This is a genomic window from Paenibacillus vandeheii, assembly GCF_030433635.1.
Taxonomy (GTDB): Bacteria; Bacillota; Bacilli; order Paenibacillales; family Paenibacillaceae; genus Paenibacillus; species Paenibacillus vandeheii.
On record NZ_JAROCD010000015.1, the window covers coordinates 95938 to 117306 of the forward strand.

Genomic DNA, 21369 nt, shown 5'->3' on the forward strand with positions numbered 1-21369 from the left:
AGGTGCATCCCGCCATTATGGCTAAGATGCACCTTTTGAACTTTATTTATGATCCGGTTCGGGACGAAGAATCGATTCAATACGCTCTAATTCCTCTGTGGAGAATTCCAACTGACTGAGTGCAGCCACATTCTCTTCAATCTGCGAAGGACGACTGGCACCAATCAGTGCAGAAGTTACCTTGCCATCACGTAATACCCAAGCGAGTGCAAATTGAGCCAGACTCTGACCACGAGATGCTGCAATCTGGTTCAGAGCACGTACTTTGCGCAATGTCTCTGGCGAGATATTGTTCTCATTCAGGAATACAGATGGTCCCTTGGCACGTGAATCTTCCGGGATACCATTCAGATATTTATTCGTAAGAACCCCCTGCGCTAATGGACAGAATGCAATACTGCCCGTTCCGTTCTCATGAAGTACATCCTGCAGCCCATCCTCAATCCAGCGATCCAGCATCGAATATTTAGGTTGATGAATCAACAGAGGGGTACCCAAGCCTTTGAGAATCTCGGCCGCTTGCTTCGTCTGCTCTGCAGGATAATTGGAAATGCCGACATACAGTGCTTTACCGGAACGAACAATATGGTCCAGCGCCATCATCGTTTCTTCCAGAGGTGTTTCGGGATCATAACGATGAGAATAAAAGATGTCTACGTAATCAAGACCCATGCGCTTCAAGCTCTGATTGAGACTAGAAACAAGGTTTTTACGAGAACCCCATTCACCGTAAGGTCCAGGCCACATATAGTACCCGGCCTTGGTGGAGATAACGAGTTCATCTCGATATGGCTTCAGATCCTGTGCCAATACCTGACCGAATAACTGCTCTGCCGAACCTGCCGGCGGACCATAATTGTTGGCAAGGTCAAAATGCGTAATGCCCAGATCAAACGAACGGGTAATCATATTTCGGCCGTTCTCCGCATTATTAATGCCACCAAAATTATGCCATAACCCAAGTGAAATCGCTGGCAGTTTCAAACCTGAACGTCCAACGCGGTTGTATTTCATTGTTTCGTAGCGTGCATCGCTGGCTACGTAGACCATCATGAATCCCTTCTTTCCCCAGGTTCCGCCTCTTGTACCCGGTCCGTATGCCGGAGAATGCGGTTATTCGGACAATGTTGACTTATGTTTAACCAAGAAGCTGGTCCACCCTATTCATTACCTCACCAATCGGATCAGTAATCAGCAAATCAGCCTGCCGGTCGTAAGCCGTAGGTGTAGCGTTAAGCAAGACCGTATGTTTTCCCTGAAAATACGTAATCAATTGTGCAGCAGGATACACGGTCAGTGAAGTTCCACCTACCAGCAATAAATCCGCTGCAGACAGAGCGTCTACCGAACGATATAATATCGTCTGATCCAGTTCCTCTTCATATAACACGACATAGGGCTTGATTACGCCACCGCACGCATGACAACGAGGAACCGTATCTTTGGCTGTAATAATGTCATCCAGCGCGTAGAACCTCTTGCAATCCATACAAGCGTTTCGATGGATTGAACCATGAAGCTCCAGGACATTGCTGCTGCCAGCTTTCTGGTGCAACCCATCGATATTCTGCGTTATGACCGCCTGAAGTCTTCCTTCCTGCTCTAATCTGGCGAGAAGTCGGTGGCAGCCGTTGGGCACCGCATCGGGGTGAAGCATTTTGCCTCGATAAAAATCATAAAAAATATCAGCATGCTGGTCGAAGAAACGTCTGCTTAGCAGCTCTTCCGGTGGATAGGGTGAATGCTGCTCTGTCTGGTACAGGCCAGCGGCAGAGCGGAAGTCGGGAATCCCGCTTTCCGTTGAAGTTCCGGCCCCTCCGAAAAAAACAATGTTCGAGCTTTCCTTAATCCAGGCAGCCAGTTGTTCTGTTGCGTTCATCCTCTCTCCTCCTTTTACGAGATCATCCCTGGAAAGAACGTTCAGAGATGATCTTTAACTCATTATAACCCTGAATGACGTCATCAGCTTCATGCAAATAGTCACTTCCCCCGACTTCGGGACAGAAACCAATCATATAGGATGCCCCTGCGTTACGTCCCATCTGCATATCCCCATTGCTGTCACCGATCACAACAGCTTCCTCAGGAAGAATATGTAACTCCCGGCAAGCTAGAACCGCAGCCTCTCCATCCGGTTTTCCTTTGGTTACCCGGTCACTGCCTACAATTGATGTAAAATACGACCGAATTCCCATCCATTCCATATGTTCCTCCGCAGCAGCTGTGTTGTCCGAAGTGACGACTGCCATGGGGATAGATGCCTCCTGGCAGCTCTGCAAAAATGCTCTTAATCCAGGCATCGGTTCGGCCATTTTTCTCTGCTTTATCTCACGCATGGCCACACTGGAAAAGCGGCGGACCGTAGTGATTGCTTCATTCCATGGCATGCCTGCTGCATACAACTGCCCAGCAAGCAGTCCGTTACTCTCGTCCACCGTGGCAATTGCCAAAGGCCCTTGAACATCATATCCGATTAGATGACCTTCACGATTGCGGACCGTACCCAGAACCTGCTCACGCTCGACCGTGAACGAGGCCCCAAGCTCTGACAGTTGTAATTCCAGCTGATTCAGTAGAGACTCTGCCCACGGCCCCCATAATTGCAAGAAATCCAGCAGCGTTCCATCCTTATCAAATAGAATACCTCGGCAGGCAACTTGCTTACCATGGATTTGAAGCATGGACATCCCGATCACCTCCAGTTACTGACTGCTATGCATTCGTCCCATTCAACTTTGAACTGACAGCTTATTTGATTGTATCCAGCCAGCCTACAATCGTTTTAACCGTTTGGGACAATTGTTCCTCTTCACTGACCCCAGCTTCGCCGTCACCGCTCTGGTGGCCATAGTCACCGAACTGCGAATGGTTACCACCTTCAATGGTGTAATACACCGTATCTTCCGGCAAATATGCCCGACCATTCTGATACTTTGTTGCATTCACCACTTCATCATTCGTGCCCAGTATGGACAACGCTGGTATCCCCAATGACTTCACACTGCCTTTTTCATCCGGATAGGATGCGAGAAAGAAAATGCCCTGAAGTGCATCCGGATGGGAAGCCGCATAACGTGCCGCCATCGATCCACCAAGAGAATGCCCTCCCATAACAAATGGTTCATTCGGATAGGCTTTAATAATATCATCGGCGAGATTTTGTTTGAGCACCGCCAAATTGACCGGCATTTTTGCAACAATGGTATGATGTCCTGCTGCAGCAAGTTCATGGGCAAGAGGTGCATAACTTTCCGGTTTAACCAATCCACCTGGATAAAAAATAACACTCACCCCAGCAGATTTGTCCGGTACAAAATCAATCCAGTTGTCTTTTTCAGTTACAGTCACCTGATCTGCAGTTTCCATGGCTGTCTGAGCCATCTCCTGTGGTCCATAAGGCGTGAACAGCTTCCATGCCACAAACCCACACCCAATAACAATGAGCGCCAGAAGAACGAGCAGGAACTTCCCAATGCCCCTCTTCTTGCGCCCTGTATTATATCGATTTCTCAACGTTCATCACCTTTCTGTACTTCCGCAGGTGCCGCGGCTTGCAGAACGGGAGCCTTCATTCCTGAGGCTCCCCTTCTCCATTATTCATCGCTATTCGGCCTTGGCCTTGCGGTAAGCATCCATATATTGTTCCGCTTTGCGGCGAACATGACTCAAGTCCCCCGTCTTCACGGCTTCCGCTGTGAGGTCCGAACCGATCCCTACAGCAACGGCGCCTCCCTTAATCCAGTCACCCAGATTGGATAAGGACACCCCACCGGTCGGCATAAAATTCGCTTGTGGCATAGGTCCCTTCATCGTTTTAATAATGGACGGATCGTAGAGATTACCCGGGAACAACTTCACAATATCCACGCCAAGTTCCAATGCACGTTGTACATCGGCAATGGTCATCACCCCTGGGAGAATCGGAATCCGGTACAGGTTGCAGATTTTTACCGTGTCCGGATTCAGCGAAGGCCCTACAACAAACTCGGCACCTGACATGATCGCGGCACGCGCTGTCTGGGGTTCAAGCACGGTTCCGGCTCCAATAATGGCAAACTTCTCTGGATCTTGGGTGTTCCAATGATATACACGGCTTAATTTCTCGATAGCTTTGAGGGCACTAGGCACGGTCATGGTAATCTCAATAATCTTGATGCCTCCCGCGATGGCTTGCTCGGCCATGGCGATAACCTGGTCCGCAGAATCCGCACGCAAAACCGCAACAACCCCACTATCCGTTATTTTTTGCAGCAGCTGAAGCTTCTTCATTTCATTCTCTCCCTTGTCAATGTGGTTGTGTATTACAAGCCTTACATTAATGAACGAAGATGAGACATATATGATATCAGCAGCGACTAGCGCTCAACATGAGCTACATTGTTCAGCTTAGCCTCGACCTGCTCCCACGTCGGGAGCGCTTCCCAATCGCCAACAACCTGTATAACCATGGAACCAGTCAAATTCCCGAGACGGGTCGCCTCCTGTGGGGAATATCCTTTAATAAGACCGGACAAAAAGCCCGCACAGAATCCATCTCCTGCCCCAACGGTATCCAGGACATGATCTGCCTTGAAGTACGGAACTTCCGTTAGGGTACCATTCACCAATACATAGGTCAAATCAGGGCCGCCCTTTACGATACAGACTGCATTCATGGCGGACAAACGCTCAAGAACTTTTTGATCATCTTCTTCGTTATACAGAAGCTTCATCTCATCCAGACCCGGCAAGAAATAATCCGCCTGCTCAGCGAGACGAAGCAGAACAGGTCGTGCTTCTTCAGCTGACCACAGTTTAAGACGCAGATTCGGATCAAAACTCACTTTCACACCAGCCTGCTTGGCTATATGTATAGCAGCTTCAACCGTAGCAAGTCCCGACGCGCTTATTGCTGCGGTGATGCCTGTCACGTGAAGGATTTGCGCACCCGCAATATAATCCGAGTCCAGATCTTCAGGAGTAATCGCGCTTGCAGCGGATAGCTTCCTATAATAGTGTACCGAGGCTTTCCCGGAAGCGTTCTCACGAATCATCAAACCGGTGGGCTCTTTGTCGCTCATCCTTGCTCGGGATACATCCACACCTTCACCACGAATAGCCTTCATGATCATGTTACCCATCGGATCATTGCCCAGGCGGCCAAACCAGCCGCTGGTATGCCCAAGCCGGGATACACCAATCGCCAGATTACTTTCCGCTCCGCCAAATGACTTATCTAATGTCGCCGCATATTCGAGACCTCGTGTATCCTTAGCCGTCAGCAAACCCATACTTTCGCCAAACGTAACAATTTCAGGGCTTCGGCGGGTATTCGTCGACATGAATTCTCCCCTCCTTATATTTACAATTTCTCATCTTCTTTCCCCATTGTCAGCCTCTATGCAACCGTTGTCAATCCCGGAGCGTTCATTTTGTTGTCACAGTTTTGAGAAAGGATAGCGCTTTCTATTGTGAAATATATCACAATAAATGATGCACATCCATATTACCCTTATTACAGAACCAGATTGCAATTGCCAAGGGTTATCAAGGGGGTTACACCATGAACAAACCGACCATAATTCACGAAGATCAGGATTCTTTTTTTTACAACTTGCGCTTTATGCTCATTGTCTGTGTACTTGCGGGCAATGCTCTCGAACCGATCATTACACGATTTGCAGGAGCAGAGGCTCTGTTTCTGTGGATATATACGTTTCACATGCCGCTGTTTGTATGGGTAACCGGCTACTTTGCCAGACATTCACTCCAAGGTGCATCTGGCCGTAATGTGCTTAAGCAGATTGCATTACAGTACTTTCTGTTTCAGTCCCTGTATGCAATAACGGATTTCACCATATTCCACACACCGCATATGCGTTTGTCTTTCTTTGCACCTTATTTATTGCTCTGGTTTCTGGCAAGTCATTTCTGCTGGCGGCTGCTGCTTCGTCTTACACTCTCATGGAAACCGATATACAGACTGCTCGGTGCCGTGATGCTAGGGGTATGTGCCGGATATTTACCCATTGACGGTTTCTGGCTGAGCTTCAGCCGCACGTTTGTATTTCTTCCTTTCTTTGTTATTGGGTATGACTACGGAGCGTCCATCCGCTCCCGTTTGCGATCCGGCTGGGGCCGCAAAATTGCAGCTGCGTTGTCTGCTGCTCTTCTTGGTTGGATCGGACTGGGAGGACTCAGCATTGCACCAGGGTGGTTACTGGGTAGCATGACTTACGCAGAGCTTGGACACCATGAGTGGTTTGCCGGAATTTACCGACTCGGAATCTATGCCCTTGAGATCGGATCGGGAGCATTATTTCTCGCCTGGGTCCCTTCATTAACATCCAGATTGACCGATCTGGGACGGCGCACTCTTTATGTGTTCCTTTTACATGGATTTCTCGTTCGTCTGGCCATCTGGTCCGGGGTTTACAATTATATGGAAACCAGTTTGTACATTCCGGTGATAGTCTCCATTGCGTTAATGTTCGCTATAACGCTGGCTCATCCAGCCGTCCGTCATGCGTTTCGGCCTCTCATAGAGCCCGATATTTCCCGCTTTCACCTCAATCGTCAGGGGGGATTGAAACGCTCAGCATCCTGGTTCAGATGAGCTAAAATCCTGCCCTCTCCATCAGATTCAACTTGTTTCATACTGGAAATGTTGTGGTAAGTAGGAATACGCGCTACAACAATCTACTTATGATATAAGGAGTGATTTGTAATGGCACGCCCACAGACGTCTGAACACAAAATGAGTCGCGAGGAAGCGGGTAGATTAGGTGGCAAGGCCACCTCCAAAAATCATGATCGCAGCTTCTACCAAATGATAGGTAAAAAAGGTGGAGAAGCGACTTCAGATGCGCACGATTCTCAGTTCTATAAGGAAATTGGACGCAAAGGTGGAGAAGCAACTTCCGAAACACATAATAAAGAATTCTACCGGGAGATTGGACGCAAAGGCGGAAGCAGTTAGCCTATCCCCATGGGCAGCGGCGAAAGAACACCCGAGAGAGTGCTTCAAATCAAGAAAGCTTCATTCCACTAATGGATTGAAGCTTCTTTCTATTCATTGTAGAAATATAACGACGGTTGTGATAGACTCTATAGAAAAACCGGGTTGTTCACGGGTTTAAAGCAGCAAAGAGTTTCATAAACTACGGGAAGCTCGAAGCCAGTATCACTGGTCTATTTTTAAGAGTACGGATGAAATTAAACGACAGATGCACTGCCATTTATATTTCCATTCATGTTGCTCAATATTATAAATTTGGGGGGAAATACACCATGTCAGCCAAGAAGATGCGTTCCGATATGATCAAAAAAGGTTTTGACCGTGCACCGCACCGCAGTTTGCTCCGCGCAGCGGGCGTTAAAGAAGAGGACTTTGGCAAACCATTTATTGCCGTATGTAACTCTTATATTGATATCGTGCCCGGCCATGTTCACCTACAGGAATTCGGTAAAATTGTTAAGGATGCTATTCGTGAAGCCGGTGGCGTTCCATTCGAATTCAACACCATTGGAGTTGACGACGGAATTGCCATGGGACACATTGGTATGCGTTACTCGCTGCCAAGCCGTGACATTATCGCGGATTCCGTGGAAACGGTTGTATCTGCACACTGGTTCGACGGCATGGTATGTATCCCGAACTGTGACAAAATCACACCAGGTATGATGATGGGTGCGCTTCGCTGTAATATCCCAACCGTGTTCGTCAGCGGTGGACCTATGAAGGCAGGTCGTGACAGCAATGGTAAAGCTCTGTCCCTGACCTCCGTATTTGAAGGCGTAGGTGCTTATCAAGCAGGTAAAATCGATGACAAGAGCCTTCTTGAGCTTGAACAATTCGGTTGTCCGACATGTGGATCATGTTCCGGTATGTTCACAGCGAACTCCATGAACTGTCTGGCTGAAGCGATGGGGCTGGCTATGCCAGGCAACGGAACCATCCTGGCTGTTGCTCCTGAGCGTCGTGAGTTTGTTAAACAATCTGCTAAGCAACTGATGGAACTCATCAAAATGGATCTGAAACCACGTGATATCGTTACTGTAGAAGCTATCGACAACGCTTTTGCACTGGATATGGCTATGGGCGGATCTACGAATACGGTACTTCATACGCTGGCATTGGCTCATGAAGCAGGTATCGAATACCCAATCGAGCGCATCAACGAAGTTGCTAACCGCGTTCCTCATCTGGCGAAACTTGCACCTGCTTCCGATCTTCACATTGAAGACGTGCACAATGCGGGTGGCGTAAGTGCAGTTCTGAACGAATTGCTTAAGAAACCAGGTGCGATTCACGGTGACTGCATTACTGTAACCGGTAAAACGATCCGTGAGAACGTTGAAGGACAAGAAATCCAGGATACGAATGTCATCCACCATCTGGACAACCCGCATTCCGAAAAAGGCGGCTTGGCTGTATTGTTTGGTAACCTTGCACCACAAGGAGCTATCATCAAAGTCGGTGCTGTTGACGCATCGGTTGGCGGATATCATAAAGGTCCTGCTATCTGCTTTGATTCCCAAGAACAAGCGCTTGAAGGCATTGCGAATGGCAAAGTAAAAGAAGGACACGTTGTCGTTATCCGTTATGAAGGACCAAAAGGCGGTCCAGGTATGCCTGAGATGCTTGCGCCTACTTCCCAGATCGTAGGTATGGGCCTTGGTGCCAAAGTCGGTCTGATCACCGACGGACGCTTCTCTGGCGCATCTCGCGGAATCAGTATCGGACACATCTCTCCGGAAGCTGCTGAAGGCGGTCCAATCGCTTTTGTCGAAGAAGGAGACATCATTGAACTGGATCTGAATAACCGTATCATCGAATTGCATATCAGTGACGAAGAATTCGAACGTCGTCGTGCAGGTTGGAAAGGCTTTGAACCAAAAGTAAAAACCGGTTACCTCGCTCGTTACTCCAAACTGGTAACGAATGCAAGCAACGGTGGCGTACTGAGTATCTAATTCAAGTGTAAGGATATCCGATGAATTGCCTTATCGGGAACATAAATAAAGGGTTGCTCTTCAGCCGACTTCGGCGGAGAGCAATCCTTTTCTTTATTCGTTTCGCTTTTAGTTGTGTTCAGGTACAAGATCCTGTTCAGGAACCAACAATTCCTCAGAGGACTGTTCCGCCGTCGCAGCCACCAGTGCGTGCTGTCCATATCGATCCAGCAGCACATCAAGCGGCATGGCAATCATTTTGGGAACCAATTGTTCGGAGCGCTGCTTCAAACGCTTCGTTCCAGCCGGATGAATGACACTTAGCAGAAGTTTCAGATACACTTTGGATGCAGAACTGAACGGCCCAGGAGCCAGTTCCCGAACCGTAAACCCAAATTTCTCCGGCCCTCGGTTAATCATACTTACACCGTATAGAGCCTTGGCTGAACGGAGTTCAGGTTCAAGTATTACCTGTCGGGCCAAATCAGGAAGCTGCTGCTCCATAGCCCGAATCATACGAATGGCCAAATGCATGCTTGAGCGTGAAGTCATACCCAAATCGAATAATTTTTTATTATCAAAATGAAGTTCAATTACCGGATCTCCGTTCCGAATCACATGGCCGTCGTTCATTTCAACCAATGCTCCATGGTATACACGGGAACGATAGTGCAGCAAAGGGTCTTCCGGCGAAGCTGTTCGCAGATGGTATACCCAATGAAACAACTTCTCCCAGCCTAGCCATAGGGCAACAACCATCCGTTTCCAAAAGGATAAATGCGTTTGTGGCTGACTTGTACTTTTAGGTTCGCTCACCGTAACGCCTCCCATCAACGTATCGATGCGTACACTATGCAATCGCTGCCTGTCGGCCTCCTGCAATACGACTTCGAGCGCCTGGAGCATCTGCTCCGGCGCGTGTGCATCAGCGCCGAGGGTAGTCCCTCGATCATGCAGGAGCATGACCTCTCCGCCCCTTAGCTCCTTCAACATTCGTTCCGTCAATTTCTCAACGCCCACACTGCTTCTCCAATCCTCAAACATGGATGACCAGAGGATAATTCGGCGATCTTTTTTACTGAAAAAATCAAACAGGTTCATAATCCCCCATGGTGGACGATAATAACAAGTTCTTACCCCCGTTACCTCCTGAATAATCTGCCCTGTTCGTTGAATCTGATCTCGAACCGTACGCGGACGCATTAACCAATTGGTTTTGTGAATATAATTATGAATTCCGAGAAGATGACCTTCCTCATGTATGCGCTGAATCAGTTCGGGATGACGGGCAGCATGCTCCCCGACTACAAAAAACGTTGCCTTCGCCTCATACTGACGCAATAAATCAAGCAATCTAGGTGTGTATTCCGGATCCGGCCCATCATCAAAAGTTAAGGAAAACTCCTTCTCACTTCTTCCTCGCCTGAACACACGAAAACCGAAAAGTCTGCTAACTAAACTCGGAATAAAGGCGTAAAACGATGAAATGTACAATAACCACAGTAATATGCTCTGAAGTAAATTTGTCATGCTACAAACTCCCCGCTTCTCATGCTGAATTACCGTGCCAGAATATAGCACTAACCAAAATAAACCGCCTTTAATTTTATCATAATTCAGCCTTTTCTTGAATCCTCTTTTCCCAAAAAGATAGCTATCGTGTACAATAAATGCATCCTAATTTTTACCTTAACGACTACAAAGGAGCCCTGCCCATGCTGCCGCTTTACAAAAAGTACGGGCGCACCGTCTTTGACATTGCGCTGCTCGTATTAACCGTGTACTTTATCATGTACGGTTTCAGTCGATTATATCAATTGGCTGCGCCAGTTTTTCTTTCATTTATAGTGTATTGGATGATCGAACCCCTGGCAAGATTCCTGCATCGCAAAGGATTGCCCAAAACGCTGGGCGCTGCCATTTCGGTTTTATTGTTTCTTGCGGTTATTGTTGCTGCCTTTTTTGGATTGGGATTAATTATCGTATCCCAAATTTCTAATTTGCAGGATAACTTCCCTTATTATATCGAGATGATTCAGCGTGAATTCACCAATCTGGTTTATTTCATTCAGGACAAGTCCGATGCTTTACCTGACGGAATAACCGAGAAGGTCAATGACTATTTTGCTACACTGACCGGATTCCTGTCCAAATGGGTAACCAGTGGTGCACAATTCGTCATCGGTTTTCTCAGTTCGTTTTCTTCCTTTATTACCAACTTCGGGATTGCCATTATTCTCGCGTTCTTTCTCAGTATCGAGATTGAATCCTGGCGTAAATTTGCCCGGGCCAAAACGCCAAAAACGTTGAAGCTTGCTCTTGAATTTATGCGAAATCATGTATTTAAGACGATCCGTTCGTATTTGAAGGCCCAGATGATGATGATGCTGATTACTTTTGTATTGATTTATGCAGGCTTGTTGATTCTGGGAACTGCCAATGCCTTCACCATCGCAGCCATCTGTGCCGTTTTTGACCTTGTGCCTTTGTTGGGTGTTCCTGTCATATTCATTCCGTGGATTGTGTATCTGTTCATTGTGGGGAATAGCAGCCTTGCGATTGGCTTAATAGTAGTCCTTGCTGTAACCATGCTGACACGCCAACTGCTGGAGCCGAAAATATCGGGTAATTCAATCGGGGTCTCTTCCGCATATTTGATGCTTTCCTTTATGCTGATCTCGCTCTCTGTCTTTGGTCTGGCCGGTGTGGTGTTGTCTCCGGTGCTGCTGATACTGCTCAAAGAATTGCTGCAACAAGGATATCTCCAGCAATGGATTCACTTGCCGAAGGATGAGTTCGAGTCATCCCCGTTAGTGATGGACACACCGGTTAGCGCCACCGCTGGAATGAACGCTGAGCCTTCGGTGCAGGAACCTGCTTCTTCCGGGGATCATGAGGATTCAGCCAAATAGTCCATCACTTTCTTGAATATCGCCGTTGCTTGATGGCGGCTGCTTGGAGCCACATTTTGGACAAGGACAGCTACAGCATATTGGGGTTTTTCCGTAGGTCCATATCCAATGAACCATTGATGGTTACGTTTCTCACCGTGCTGCTGTACCTGTGCTGTACCTGACTTCCCTGCCACTTGCCACCGCGCATGTTGCAGGGATTTTCCCGTTCCGTCACTGACTACCTTCTTCATCCAGGACAACAGCTGATGCGCCGTAGCTGGAGAGATCCGTCCTGCTGAAGAAGGTGAATCATGCATCGGCATGTCCAACATCGTATCACCGTCCGCATACCGGATTCGCTGAACGAGGCGTGGAGCAGTCACCTTACCCTCATGCAATAGCGTAACGATCAGATTGGCTGCTTGCAGCGGGGTCACCAGGACGTCGCGCTGACCGATAGCTGTCTGTACTTTTGCTCCCTCATCTTGAGGGGGGACGGATGGCAGTCTCACTCGTCCTGCATCCTCGTGATCAAAATGATGCAGCACGGGCATTCCGGCGACCTGTTTTTCCTCCCAGCCAATCGGACGTGCCAATCCCAAAGCATCCGCCGTACGCTCCAACTGCTCCATACTTAGCCGACGGGCGGTTTCAGCAAATACAATATTGCAGGACTCAGCAAACCCTTGCTCCAGATTCAGTGTGCCATGCCCATGTTCCTTCCAGCAGGACAGGCCATATTTTCCCCATTCTCCACCACAATGAAAAGTCTCTCCTTTGGATACAGCGTGATATTCAAGCGCGGCCGCGGCTGTAACGATTTTGAATATGGAACCCGGTACAGCCCCCTGCACGGCACGATTCGCCCAAGCTGTTTGTTGGGGATCTACATGCTGTGGATTATAGAACGGCGCGGAAACCATTGCACGCACATCTGCATTGGCCGCATCCAGCACAACGATAGCCCCTTCCTTCATTCCGGACTTCTTCACAATCTGCTCTATCCCTTGCTGCACATCGATATTGATCGTTGTCTCTGCATGCAATGGATAATGTGTATTGGAGGGTGCGATGACGCGTGGCTGGATACTGGGGATAACCTCTCCTGAGCCTGTAACCATACGGGAAACGAGGGTAGGGCCTATTCCCATTAATAAAGGTTCCAATGTTTTTTCCAGCCCTGCTGCTCCAGATTTCATGGCAAAAGGCTGCTTCACCTCATTTTTGTGACGCGGATGCCCATGGATAGATTCAGGCTGTTCAGCAAGATAACCTAACCATTGCATGCCCGTAGCGCCTTGTGCATAACGTGTCATTATGGGATACACACTCGCTCCGTCTGCCTTCAATTCACGCAGTCGAGTAAGCTGAGAATCGGTCAACGTGCTCGGCTGGTCTGTACCGTCTGTCCAGAAATGGGGTGCATTTCCTTGATTCCATTCCTTTTGTAATGACTTCACATCTGTATCTAGTAATGCTGCCAGTTCCTTAATACCCGAATGCGCTTCAGAAGATGGGTATGAATGATTGGATTGATCCGTATGCGGGAAAAGTACCACCCCCCATTCCAGCTTGCCTGTTAATGGCACCCCCTTGTAATCCGTTAACTGCCCTCGCCCCGTGTCTAGCATAACACCTCGTTCACGCTGCAAAACAGACATTTCGCGAACGGTGCGTTGAAACCCTGGCATCGTGCGATTCACCTGAACCATCTGAACCCAGGCCAACCGAAACATAAGCAAACCAAACACACTTGTCAGGAGAATACATGTAATATAAATGCGCCGTTTCAGTTGTACATGCATTGGGCCACCCCCGTTCAACGTTTTGGCATAGTATGCGTTATTCATATTGGAATTATCCGGTAAACACCAAGAAAACCTGCCCCCTAGAAGGGACAGGTTTCTCGATAGATCCATTAATGGTTGGGTTAGACTGTGAAGCGAGACAATGTATCTTTCAATTCTGTCGACACATTCTCCAGTTTTGCAGACAAATTCACCAGCTGGTTGCTGATATTTTGCTGTTCACTGCTCAAGGAAGCAACTTCCTGAGACGTCGCAGATGATTGTTCAGCTACGGCGCTGACATTACTCATCGCTTCAGACAACGTACCTTGAGACTGATTTAAATCTCCGATTGAGCCAGTGACCATGCTCAGGCTCTCAACAAATGCACCCATTTGCTGCTGTACTGAAGCAAATATAACGTTGGTATCTTTCACGGCATCCATCTGTTCTTTGAACAACGGATAAGCTGCAGACAATTGATCTACGGTCTCATTCATTTCGGTCATAATCTTGTCCGTAATGTCGCCGACCATATCAATGGACTGTCTGGATTGTTCAGCTAACTGGCGAACCTCATTCGCTACCACCATGAATCCACGTCCAGCTGTACCGGCACGAGCGGCTTCAATTGTTGCATTCAAAGAAAGGATATTCGTTTGTTTGGTAATATTCTGCATGACGTCAAGCACCTTCAGAACAGACGAAGTACTCTCTTTCAATGAATCTACCTTGTTGACCAACGCACCGATCATTTCTTCTGTCTTCTGCGTTTTGGTCATCAACTGATTCAGATGCTGTGTACCTGTCTGACTGGATTTCTCTACATGACGGGCTGAATCACCCATTTGTTCATTCGCGGCGACCACACTCTCCATCTGACGGGAGATATTGTCGGTCAATTCGTTTCCACGCTCCGCTTCTGTTGCCAGACTGCTTGCTCCACCCGCAATTTCTTCAGTGGCTACGGCAATCTCGGAAGCAGAAACTGCTGTTTTCTTGGATGCACTGCTCAGCTCAGAAGCGGTATCCAATACTTCCTGTGCAGAACGGTTGGTTTGCTCCACCAGCTTTGTAATTTGCTCCATCATCAGATTGAATGCGGCCGATAATTGACCAATTTCATCCTGGGAGGTATACGGTGTACGCACCTTGAGGTTACCTTCTGACCCTTCCTGCATCAGATCTTTCAATTTGCCCAATGGACGGGCAATCATGCGAACCATCCAAATACCGATTAGTACCGCAATAGCGGCATCAATCAATGCCATCCACAAGGTAAGCGTCAGAATACCCTTGGCATCTTTCACCAAGACAGAAGTTGGAACCATCCCGATCAGTTTCCATTCGGATGTATCCATGGTGCTGTATGACGCCAGCATATTGGTTGAATTTCCATCCACCGTATACTCTGTATTCGTGCTGCCGGCTTTTTCTTTCAAATCTTTTACAAAAGCCAAATCAGTATCTTTTCCTGTACGATCAGCTATCGTTGAAGCTACAACTTTATTGTCCGGAGCGATCAGTTGAAGTACAGCTCCCTCACCCAAATCGAGCGATTTCAACTGCTGCTCCAGAACTTCCAGTTTCAACTCAATGATTAATACATAGGACTGGGTTGTCCCTTGCAGATTCTTCATTGAACGTGCAATCCGGAACGTGGGTGTACCGCCATCTTCTTTGGTTTCCGTTGGGAGCCAGCGGTATCCACCAGCTTGAACCAACTCGTCATACCAGGCCTCTTTACGAATATCACCCATAGAAGAACTGCTGCTTCCTGTACCCATAGTGGATCTTGTTTCATCCGTCGGCACAAGATAAATCGCTTCCATAGATTTATTCGTAAAAGCAATGTTTGATAATTGTTTGTTGATGGAGCTTGAATTTACAAACGTATCGTATGCCGACAAGTTTTTATCAGACATTTTTTGAAGCAAGGACTGCATTTCCGGATCAAAGAAGATTTGTGTGGATGTATCTACAAACCGCTCCAGAATAATGTCCATTTTTTGCTTGGTTTGTTCAATCGTCTCCTGATTGGACCGGGATGCATTCTGCTCAATCGTACTTTTGGCCTTAACATAGGATAAGAGACCCAAGCTAACGACAAAAATCATGATACCCGCAAAAAAAATCAGAAACAGTTTAACACCTACCGATTTAATCGGATTGGCCTTCTTAATCTGTGTAAACGTTGTTCCCCCAACATTTTTCCAGTTCTGCTTTTTCAATTGGGCTTTTGTTTTAATCCATCCCAACTTCAGCTTACTCCGATCCAATTTAAAAGATTGTTGGTCTGGAGCATCCCCGGTCTTCCTTTTTGCTACCTTCTCTTTTTTTACTTTCTGTACCTTCTCGGGCTTAACTTTCTCGGGTGTTGTCAATTCTTCCCCACTGTCTTTCTGCTTCTTTTGAACCAATCCCATTCACCTGCCAGTAATTTACTTGTTGGATTTTTCTTTCTCTCCCCTATAAATATGTAGTATTCGACAGCATTCCCCTTTCCCCTTTTGTTTTTTTAAAATTTTTTACAACTTTTTTCCTATTTTTCTATAATAAAAAGACCCCCATATACCGATATACGGAGGTCCAAATTGTAAATTTTATAACACTATTTTGTTAAAACATAGCATTATTTTGTTAAAAACTAGGTATTTAAACCTACTTCTTTTTTCTCATCATATCAAAGTAGGAAACAGGTTGATCCACCTTCATTTTCACACGCTGTAACGGGTGACGAGCTGCATCGAGCACATTGCCCTCTTCATCCTGCAATTCCCCTACAACCTGTTTGAAAAAGTGGCCCCCCGGACCGAAAAATTCGATTTCCTGTCCTGGTTTGAAATGATTGCGCTGTTGAATGGTCGCCATCCCTGTAGTTGCATCATAGTCGAAAACCAATCCGGCAAAGTCGTAAGGCACCGCTTTTTCTTCCGGTTCATAGATGTGATCCTCATGATCCGGTGTATCATAGAAAAAGCCGGTATTCAGTGGACGATTTGCCGCCTTGTTCATTTCCTCTACCCATTCAGGCTTCAATACATAATTCTCCGGGTCAGCCATGTAGGAGTCAATTGCCTGACGATACACGTTAACTACGGTAGCCACATAGTGGATCGACTTCATACGTCCTTCAATTTTGAAACTATCCACACCGACATCAATCAGCTCAGGAATATGCACAATCATGCACAGATCCTTTGAACCCATGGAAAAAGAATTGTCCTGCTCCTGGAATAACGGCAGCTGGTTCTCTCCCAATTTGAATGGTGCAGGTGCCTGCATTTGCATTTCTTCTTCACTGACCCATACAGTGCCTTCTCGGGCATCTTCAAACAAATCATACTTCCAACGGCAGGACTGGCAGCAGCCGCCCCGGTTGGAATCCCGATCCGTAAAATGGTTGGACAACACACACCGTCCGGAATAGGACGAGCACATAGCTCCATGAATAAAAGCTTCGATCTCGATATCCACATTGGCCTTGATTTCTTCAATTTCCTCAAAGCTTGTCTCACGTCCGAGAACGACGCGTGGAAGGCCTTCATCCTTCCAAAACTTTACTGCTTGCCAGTTCAGGGTCGATTGCTGAGTACTCAAATGCACTTCCAAACCCGGTACTGCACGCTGAGCTACTTCAATAATCGCTGGATCTGCCACGATAATGGCTGCAATTCCTGCATCATACAAGTTTTGCAAATACGCTTGGATACCTTCGATATCTTCATTATGTGCATATATATTGGTGGCAACGAAGACTTTGGCTCCGTATTTTTTGGCAAATTCCACGCCTTCGCGCATTTCTTCAAAGGTAAAGTTATCCGCGTTAGAACGCAATCCGTATGCCTGTCCACCGATATACACAGCATCTGCTCCATAATGGATTGCAAATTTAAGCTTTTCCAGATTACCAGCCGGAGCAAGCAGCTCCGGTTTGTCCAGACGGTTACGTTTACCCGAGAACTTCCGCTTTACCGCCACTGTTTCCATTTCGTTCACCTCGTCTATTAATACACCTGTTCTTTATAGAAAAATCCAAACGACAACTCTCGTTCAGGGTCCTGCAATTGACGAACCTCGTCCAGCCATTCTTCACAAAATGCATAAGCATCGGCATCAGCCGCATAGCTATCCAGAGCTATACGGTATGCACGTACAACAGCTTCGTTATACGCAAGCGGTTTTAACATGCCTTCGATTTTGAAGCTGTGTACCCCGGCCTCCATCAACAGATGAAGATCCTCAAGAATACAGATATCTTCCGAACTCATGATGTGAGTTCCGTTCACATCTTCATAGATCGGGAACTTCTCATCCCGACGTTCAGCCTCAATCAGAAACAAACCTCGCTCTTTACCCAAATGCCCCTCTACTGGACGCCCCTGATGGGACATATAACTTTGCACCAGACTCCGTTTGGAATGATAAATATTCGTCATGCCATGCACCTGGACCTGGGCTTCCACCTTCAGAAATGCCACCATCTCCGTCAGCTCGTCCATATTCAGCTCCCGCGCAAGCACGACACGACTCGCGCCTTTGCTTCCCCAGTAGTTGGCCGTTGCATAGTTGGTTGATGTCATCTCAGCATTCCAGTGCAGCTGGATATGAGGAGCATGCTCCTTAATTGCGGCTAGCACAGACGGGTCGTTGAACTCCACTCCATGAACACCGATTTTACCCAGTGCCTGAACATATTCAGCCACTTCCTTTAGCAGCTCGTTGGACATCAGATTATTCATGGACACGTATACACGCGCCTGATGTTTGGCTGCAATGGCAACCACCTCTGCTGTCTCCTCCACACTGAAGCTGCCGGGAAGACGCATGCCGAAGCGATTGTCCCCAATTAACAAAGCATCTGCTCCTGCCTGAAGCAGCACCTCTGCCTCTTTCACATTTGCCGCCGTAACGAGCAGTTCATGTTTCGTACTCATATACATCCCCTCCGCTTATTGCGCAGCCTTACTTTTGGCTATATTTTGCTGATGTTCCTTATACGTTTTGGCAAACAGATGTCCGAATGTACCGTCCTTTTTGGTGACATAGAACAGGTAATCCGAAGCTTCCGGATTCAACGCTGCTTCAATGGATGCCAGACTTGGACTCGCAATCGGTCCCGGTGGCAGCCCTTTGTTCAGATACGTATTATAGGGACTCTGTACCTTCAGATCCTTGTAAAGCAATCTGGCCTTCGGCTTATCCAGTAAATATTGTACTGTAGCGTCAATCTCCAGTTTCATATCCTGCTTGATCCGATTATAGATTACGCCTGCCACAAGTGCGCGTTCCTGATCCACCACGACTTCTCTCTCCACAAGCGATGCGATCGTTAACACTTCATGCAAAGACAGATTTCTCTCCTTGAGCTTGGACGCCAAATCAGGGATAGAATCAACCTTGCTCTGGAATTCCTCAAGCATTCGCTGCATGACCTCTTGCGTAGAACTACCCTCTTTCAGCTCATACGTCTCTGGGAACAGATATCCCTCCAGCACATATCGCAGTTCTTCATCCACTGGAATGTCCTTGATGATGTCGATATCAAAAGCAGACGGATCATTCGCAAGCTTGATAAATTCCTCACGATCCACAATGCCCTCAGCAGACAGCTTGTCTGCCATTTGTAATACGGTATATCCCTCAGGAATAGTAAACTTGACCATGGATTCTGGCACAACTTCACCGTTATTCAGCTTATTAATTATCTCATCGTATGACACGCCGGGATTTAAGGAATATGTACCTGCCATAAAATTCGATCCTTGTTTCTTCCACTTCAGGTATCCCTTAAAGGCTAAACCACTTCGAATCAGACCTTCCTGCTCCAACTGATCAGCAATTTTGGAAGTTCCTGACCCGCTCTTGATCTCGAAAACGATCGGTTCTGCGGATGCTTGTACCGGACGCATCATGTTCCAGACATATACGCCTGCTCCTCCGACAACAACCACGATGATAAGCAAAAAGACTAAAATCGCTTTTCCTTTCAAAAAAGACACAACTCCTTTACACAACCAAAAAGAGCGGACTTCTCCGCCCTTCCGGTTTCTTCAATTTGAAGCTGATTCATCAATCTTCGTCAATGGGGAGTGTACATTCATCATACAGTTCAGAAATGTTCTCCCACTCATCATCATCGTCAATCGTAACTAATTCCGGCATGATCTGGCCTTCACTTCCCGGTAAAACCCGCAGAAGTTCAACTTCGTCATAAGGACGTAATGAACTGCGGAGCACCGCATACTGCTGGCCCTTCACTTCAAACTCAGCCAACAGGTCATACGGGTGCGATTTACCGTTCTCTTCTTCCAGCTCAACATGAGCACCAAAAGCCAGACGCAGCGAATCTGTCCATTTCAAGTCTTCGCGGCTGTATTCTGTCATTTAGTTCGCTTCCTCTTCATCTTCTGCAAGAAATGTATTAAACGTCTCCTCGACGATATCCCATTCGGCATCATCTTGGATGACGAAAAGTTTAATATCGTCGCCCTCTTCTTCGTAACGGAATGCATATACATCCGTCTCTCCATCTTCGGGTTCAACCGGAGCAACCATCATGTACTTGGCCTCCGAACCGTCCACTTCGAATTTCATGATGACTTCAAATTCCTCTTCATTACCCTCGTCATCCGCAATGTAAATAATCTCCGATTCTTCTTCCATACCCAGTTGATCTTCAGCCATTGTTGATCCCCCTCACCTTTTACTATTGGCATCCAAATAATTTTGCAAAATCAAGCTTGCGGCCATTTTGTCCACAACCTGCTTGCGTTTTTTGCGACTGACATCCGCCTCAAGCAACGTTCGTTCTGCTGCCATGGTTGTCAGCCGTTCATCCCAAAGGTGAACAGGTAAATTCAGTTCGCCCCGCAGGCGTTCGGCAAAAGCAATGCATATTTCAGCACGCGGCCCTACGGTGCCGTTCATGTTTTTGGGAAGTCCGACAACAATCTCGCCGATCTCATGCTCACGCACAAGCTCTGCAATTCGAGCGAACTCACCTTCATCCCGGCGGCGTTCAAGTACTTCCAATCCCTGGGCAGTCCAACCGAAGGCGTCACTAGCGGCAACTCCGATTCTTCGATCCCCATAGTCCAAACCTAATATTTTCATCCATGCTCTCCCATCCTCAAGCCTGCTCAGGTCGAACAATACTCGCCTTCTCAAGCTTCAGGCTGTCTTCTGTCGGTTCATTTCCCGCTGTCTGCATAGCTGCATCACAGCGGAAGCGATGTACATTACCGGTGATTGGCCAGATAAGAACGAACAAGCTCTTCAATCAGCTCATCGCGTTCCTTTTTACGGACCAGACTGCGTGCATTGTTGTGACGAGGGATGTATGCGGGGTCTCCAGAAATCAGATACCCGACAATCTGGTTAATAGGATTATACTCCTTATCCACCAGTGCATCATATACCGTAAGAAGAATCTCTTTGGATGATGCCTCATGCTCGTCGGCTTTCACATTAAATTTAACCGTCTTATCCATGGAGTCCATTGATGACACCTCGCTCCTGCATGAACATGGGGACCATGTCCTGCCGAATTGATTTCTGCTTATATAATAACATATTCTGACTGCTACAAGTAAACAAAGGATAAGCCAATTGTGTTTTTTGCTTGTCCTTTACTGGCTTCAGCATATTGCATCATTCGATTCCACTCGCTCTCGGGTACAAAAGTTGGACGGGAAGAAGCTTCCCGACCCAACCTCCGAATAAACGAACAGAACCATTTCGAACTACATTTT

General features: G+C 47.3%; 19 protein-coding genes and 1 pseudogene. 4 read left to right on the forward strand and 16 right to left on the reverse strand.

All coding sequences use genetic code 11. The features are described from left to right. Positions 1 to 42 precede the first annotated feature (42 nt). The 6 genes from mgrA to P5G61_RS26155 form a co-directional block, all read right to left on the reverse strand. Positions 43 to 1050 carry an L-glyceraldehyde 3-phosphate reductase gene (gene mgrA / locus P5G61_RS26130; protein ID WP_079350667.1) on the reverse strand — a complete coding sequence of 336 codons (1008 nt, stop codon included), beginning with the start codon at positions 1048 to 1050 and terminating at the stop codon, positions 43 to 45. Positions 1051 to 1138: 88 nt separating this feature from the next. Next, entirely contained in the window at positions 1139 to 1879 is a 741-nt protein-coding gene (locus tag P5G61_RS26135) for an NAD-dependent protein deacylase (protein WP_301249141.1), read from the reverse strand. 22 nt (positions 1880 to 1901) lie between these two features. Continuing rightward, on the reverse strand, positions 1902 to 2687 hold the full coding sequence (locus P5G61_RS26140; protein WP_301249142.1) for an HAD family hydrolase: 786 nt from the start codon (positions 2685 to 2687) through the stop codon (positions 1902 to 1904). Between the two features lie 61 nt (positions 2688 to 2748). Further along, positions 2749 to 3513, reverse strand: a complete 765-nt coding sequence (locus P5G61_RS26145) for an alpha/beta fold hydrolase (protein WP_301249143.1) — start codon at positions 3511 to 3513, stop codon at positions 2749 to 2751. 90 nt (positions 3514 to 3603) lie between these two features. Next, positions 3604 to 4269, reverse strand: a complete 666-nt coding sequence (locus P5G61_RS26150; protein ID WP_063566860.1) for a bifunctional 2-keto-4-hydroxyglutarate aldolase/2-keto-3-deoxy-6-phosphogluconate aldolase — start codon at positions 4267 to 4269, stop codon at positions 3604 to 3606. 86 nt (positions 4270 to 4355) lie between these two features. After that, on the reverse strand, positions 4356 to 5321 hold the full coding sequence (locus tag P5G61_RS26155) for a sugar kinase (protein ID WP_301249144.1): 966 nt from the start codon (positions 5319 to 5321) through the stop codon (positions 4356 to 4358). Positions 5322 to 5542: 221 nt separating this feature from the next. On the opposite strand from P5G61_RS26155, the gene P5G61_RS26160 reads away from it, so the two are divergent. From P5G61_RS26160 to ilvD, 3 genes and pseudogenes are all read left to right on the forward strand, one after another. After that, complete coding sequence (locus P5G61_RS26160; protein WP_301249145.1) at positions 5543 to 6595, forward strand: acyltransferase family protein; 1053 nt, start codon at positions 5543 to 5545, stop codon at positions 6593 to 6595. 111 nt (positions 6596 to 6706) lie between these two features. After that, positions 6707 to 6955 (forward strand): annotated as a pseudogene (locus P5G61_RS26165) (KGG domain-containing protein); the annotation flags it as partial. Positions 6956 to 7269: 314 nt separating this feature from the next. Then, complete coding sequence (gene ilvD, locus P5G61_RS26170; protein WP_024633084.1) at positions 7270 to 8955, forward strand: dihydroxy-acid dehydratase; 1686 nt, start codon at positions 7270 to 7272, stop codon at positions 8953 to 8955. A 108-nt stretch (positions 8956 to 9063) separates the two neighbouring features. Here ilvD and P5G61_RS26175 read toward each other — a convergent pair whose 3' ends face one another. Then, positions 9064 to 10464: a polysaccharide deacetylase family protein gene (locus P5G61_RS26175; protein ID WP_301249146.1), complete on the reverse strand. Its 1401-nt coding sequence runs from the start codon at positions 10462 to 10464 to the stop codon at positions 9064 to 9066. 185 nt (positions 10465 to 10649) lie between these two features. Between P5G61_RS26175 and P5G61_RS26180 the strand changes: the two genes are divergently transcribed. Next, positions 10650 to 11846 (forward strand): AI-2E family transporter, encoded by a 1197-nt coding sequence (locus tag P5G61_RS26180; protein WP_301249147.1) that lies wholly within the window; start codon positions 10650 to 10652, stop codon positions 11844 to 11846. Here the strand turns inward: P5G61_RS26180 and P5G61_RS26185 are convergent. The 9 genes from P5G61_RS26185 to P5G61_RS26225 all read right to left on the reverse strand — a co-directional run bounded on the left by P5G61_RS26185 (position 11825) and on the right by P5G61_RS26225 (position 21117). Further along, the gene (locus tag P5G61_RS26185) at positions 11825 to 13678 is read right to left on the reverse strand and encodes a peptidoglycan D,D-transpeptidase FtsI family protein (protein WP_301249148.1); all 1854 of its coding nucleotides are present in this window, start codon (positions 13676 to 13678) and stop codon (positions 11825 to 11827) included. The genes P5G61_RS26180 and P5G61_RS26185 overlap by 22 nt on opposite strands. Positions 13679 to 13758: 80 nt before the next feature. After that, complete coding sequence (locus P5G61_RS26190) at positions 13759 to 16041, reverse strand: methyl-accepting chemotaxis protein (RefSeq protein ID WP_301249149.1); 2283 nt, start codon at positions 16039 to 16041, stop codon at positions 13759 to 13761. 235 nt (positions 16042 to 16276) lie between these two features. Next, a complete protein-coding gene (locus P5G61_RS26195) occupies positions 16277 to 17605 on the reverse strand; it encodes a peptidase U32 family protein (protein WP_301249150.1) in 1329 nt (442 codons plus the stop codon). A gap of 17 nt (positions 17606 to 17622) precedes the next feature. Then, positions 17623 to 18552 carry a peptidase U32 family protein gene (locus P5G61_RS26200; RefSeq protein ID WP_301249151.1) on the reverse strand — a complete coding sequence of 310 codons (930 nt, stop codon included), beginning with the start codon at positions 18550 to 18552 and terminating at the stop codon, positions 17623 to 17625. A 15-nt stretch (positions 18553 to 18567) separates the two neighbouring features. Continuing rightward, a complete protein-coding gene (gene mltG, locus P5G61_RS26205; protein ID WP_301249152.1) occupies positions 18568 to 19608 on the reverse strand; it encodes an endolytic transglycosylase MltG in 1041 nt (346 codons plus the stop codon). Between the two features lie 79 nt (positions 19609 to 19687). Next, the gene (locus tag P5G61_RS26210) at positions 19688 to 20002 is read right to left on the reverse strand and encodes a DUF1292 domain-containing protein (protein ID WP_024633076.1); all 315 of its coding nucleotides are present in this window, start codon (positions 20000 to 20002) and stop codon (positions 19688 to 19690) included. Beyond that, a complete protein-coding gene (locus P5G61_RS26215) occupies positions 20003 to 20302 on the reverse strand; it encodes a DUF1292 domain-containing protein (protein ID WP_024633075.1) in 300 nt (99 codons plus the stop codon). A gap of 12 nt (positions 20303 to 20314) precedes the next feature. After that, positions 20315 to 20731 (reverse strand): Holliday junction resolvase RuvX, encoded by a 417-nt coding sequence (gene ruvX / locus P5G61_RS26220; RefSeq protein WP_301249153.1) that lies wholly within the window; start codon positions 20729 to 20731, stop codon positions 20315 to 20317. 125 nt (positions 20732 to 20856) lie between these two features. After that, positions 20857 to 21117 carry an IreB family regulatory phosphoprotein gene (locus P5G61_RS26225; protein ID WP_301249154.1) on the reverse strand — a complete coding sequence of 87 codons (261 nt, stop codon included), beginning with the start codon at positions 21115 to 21117 and terminating at the stop codon, positions 20857 to 20859. Positions 21118 to 21369 lie beyond the last annotated feature (252 nt).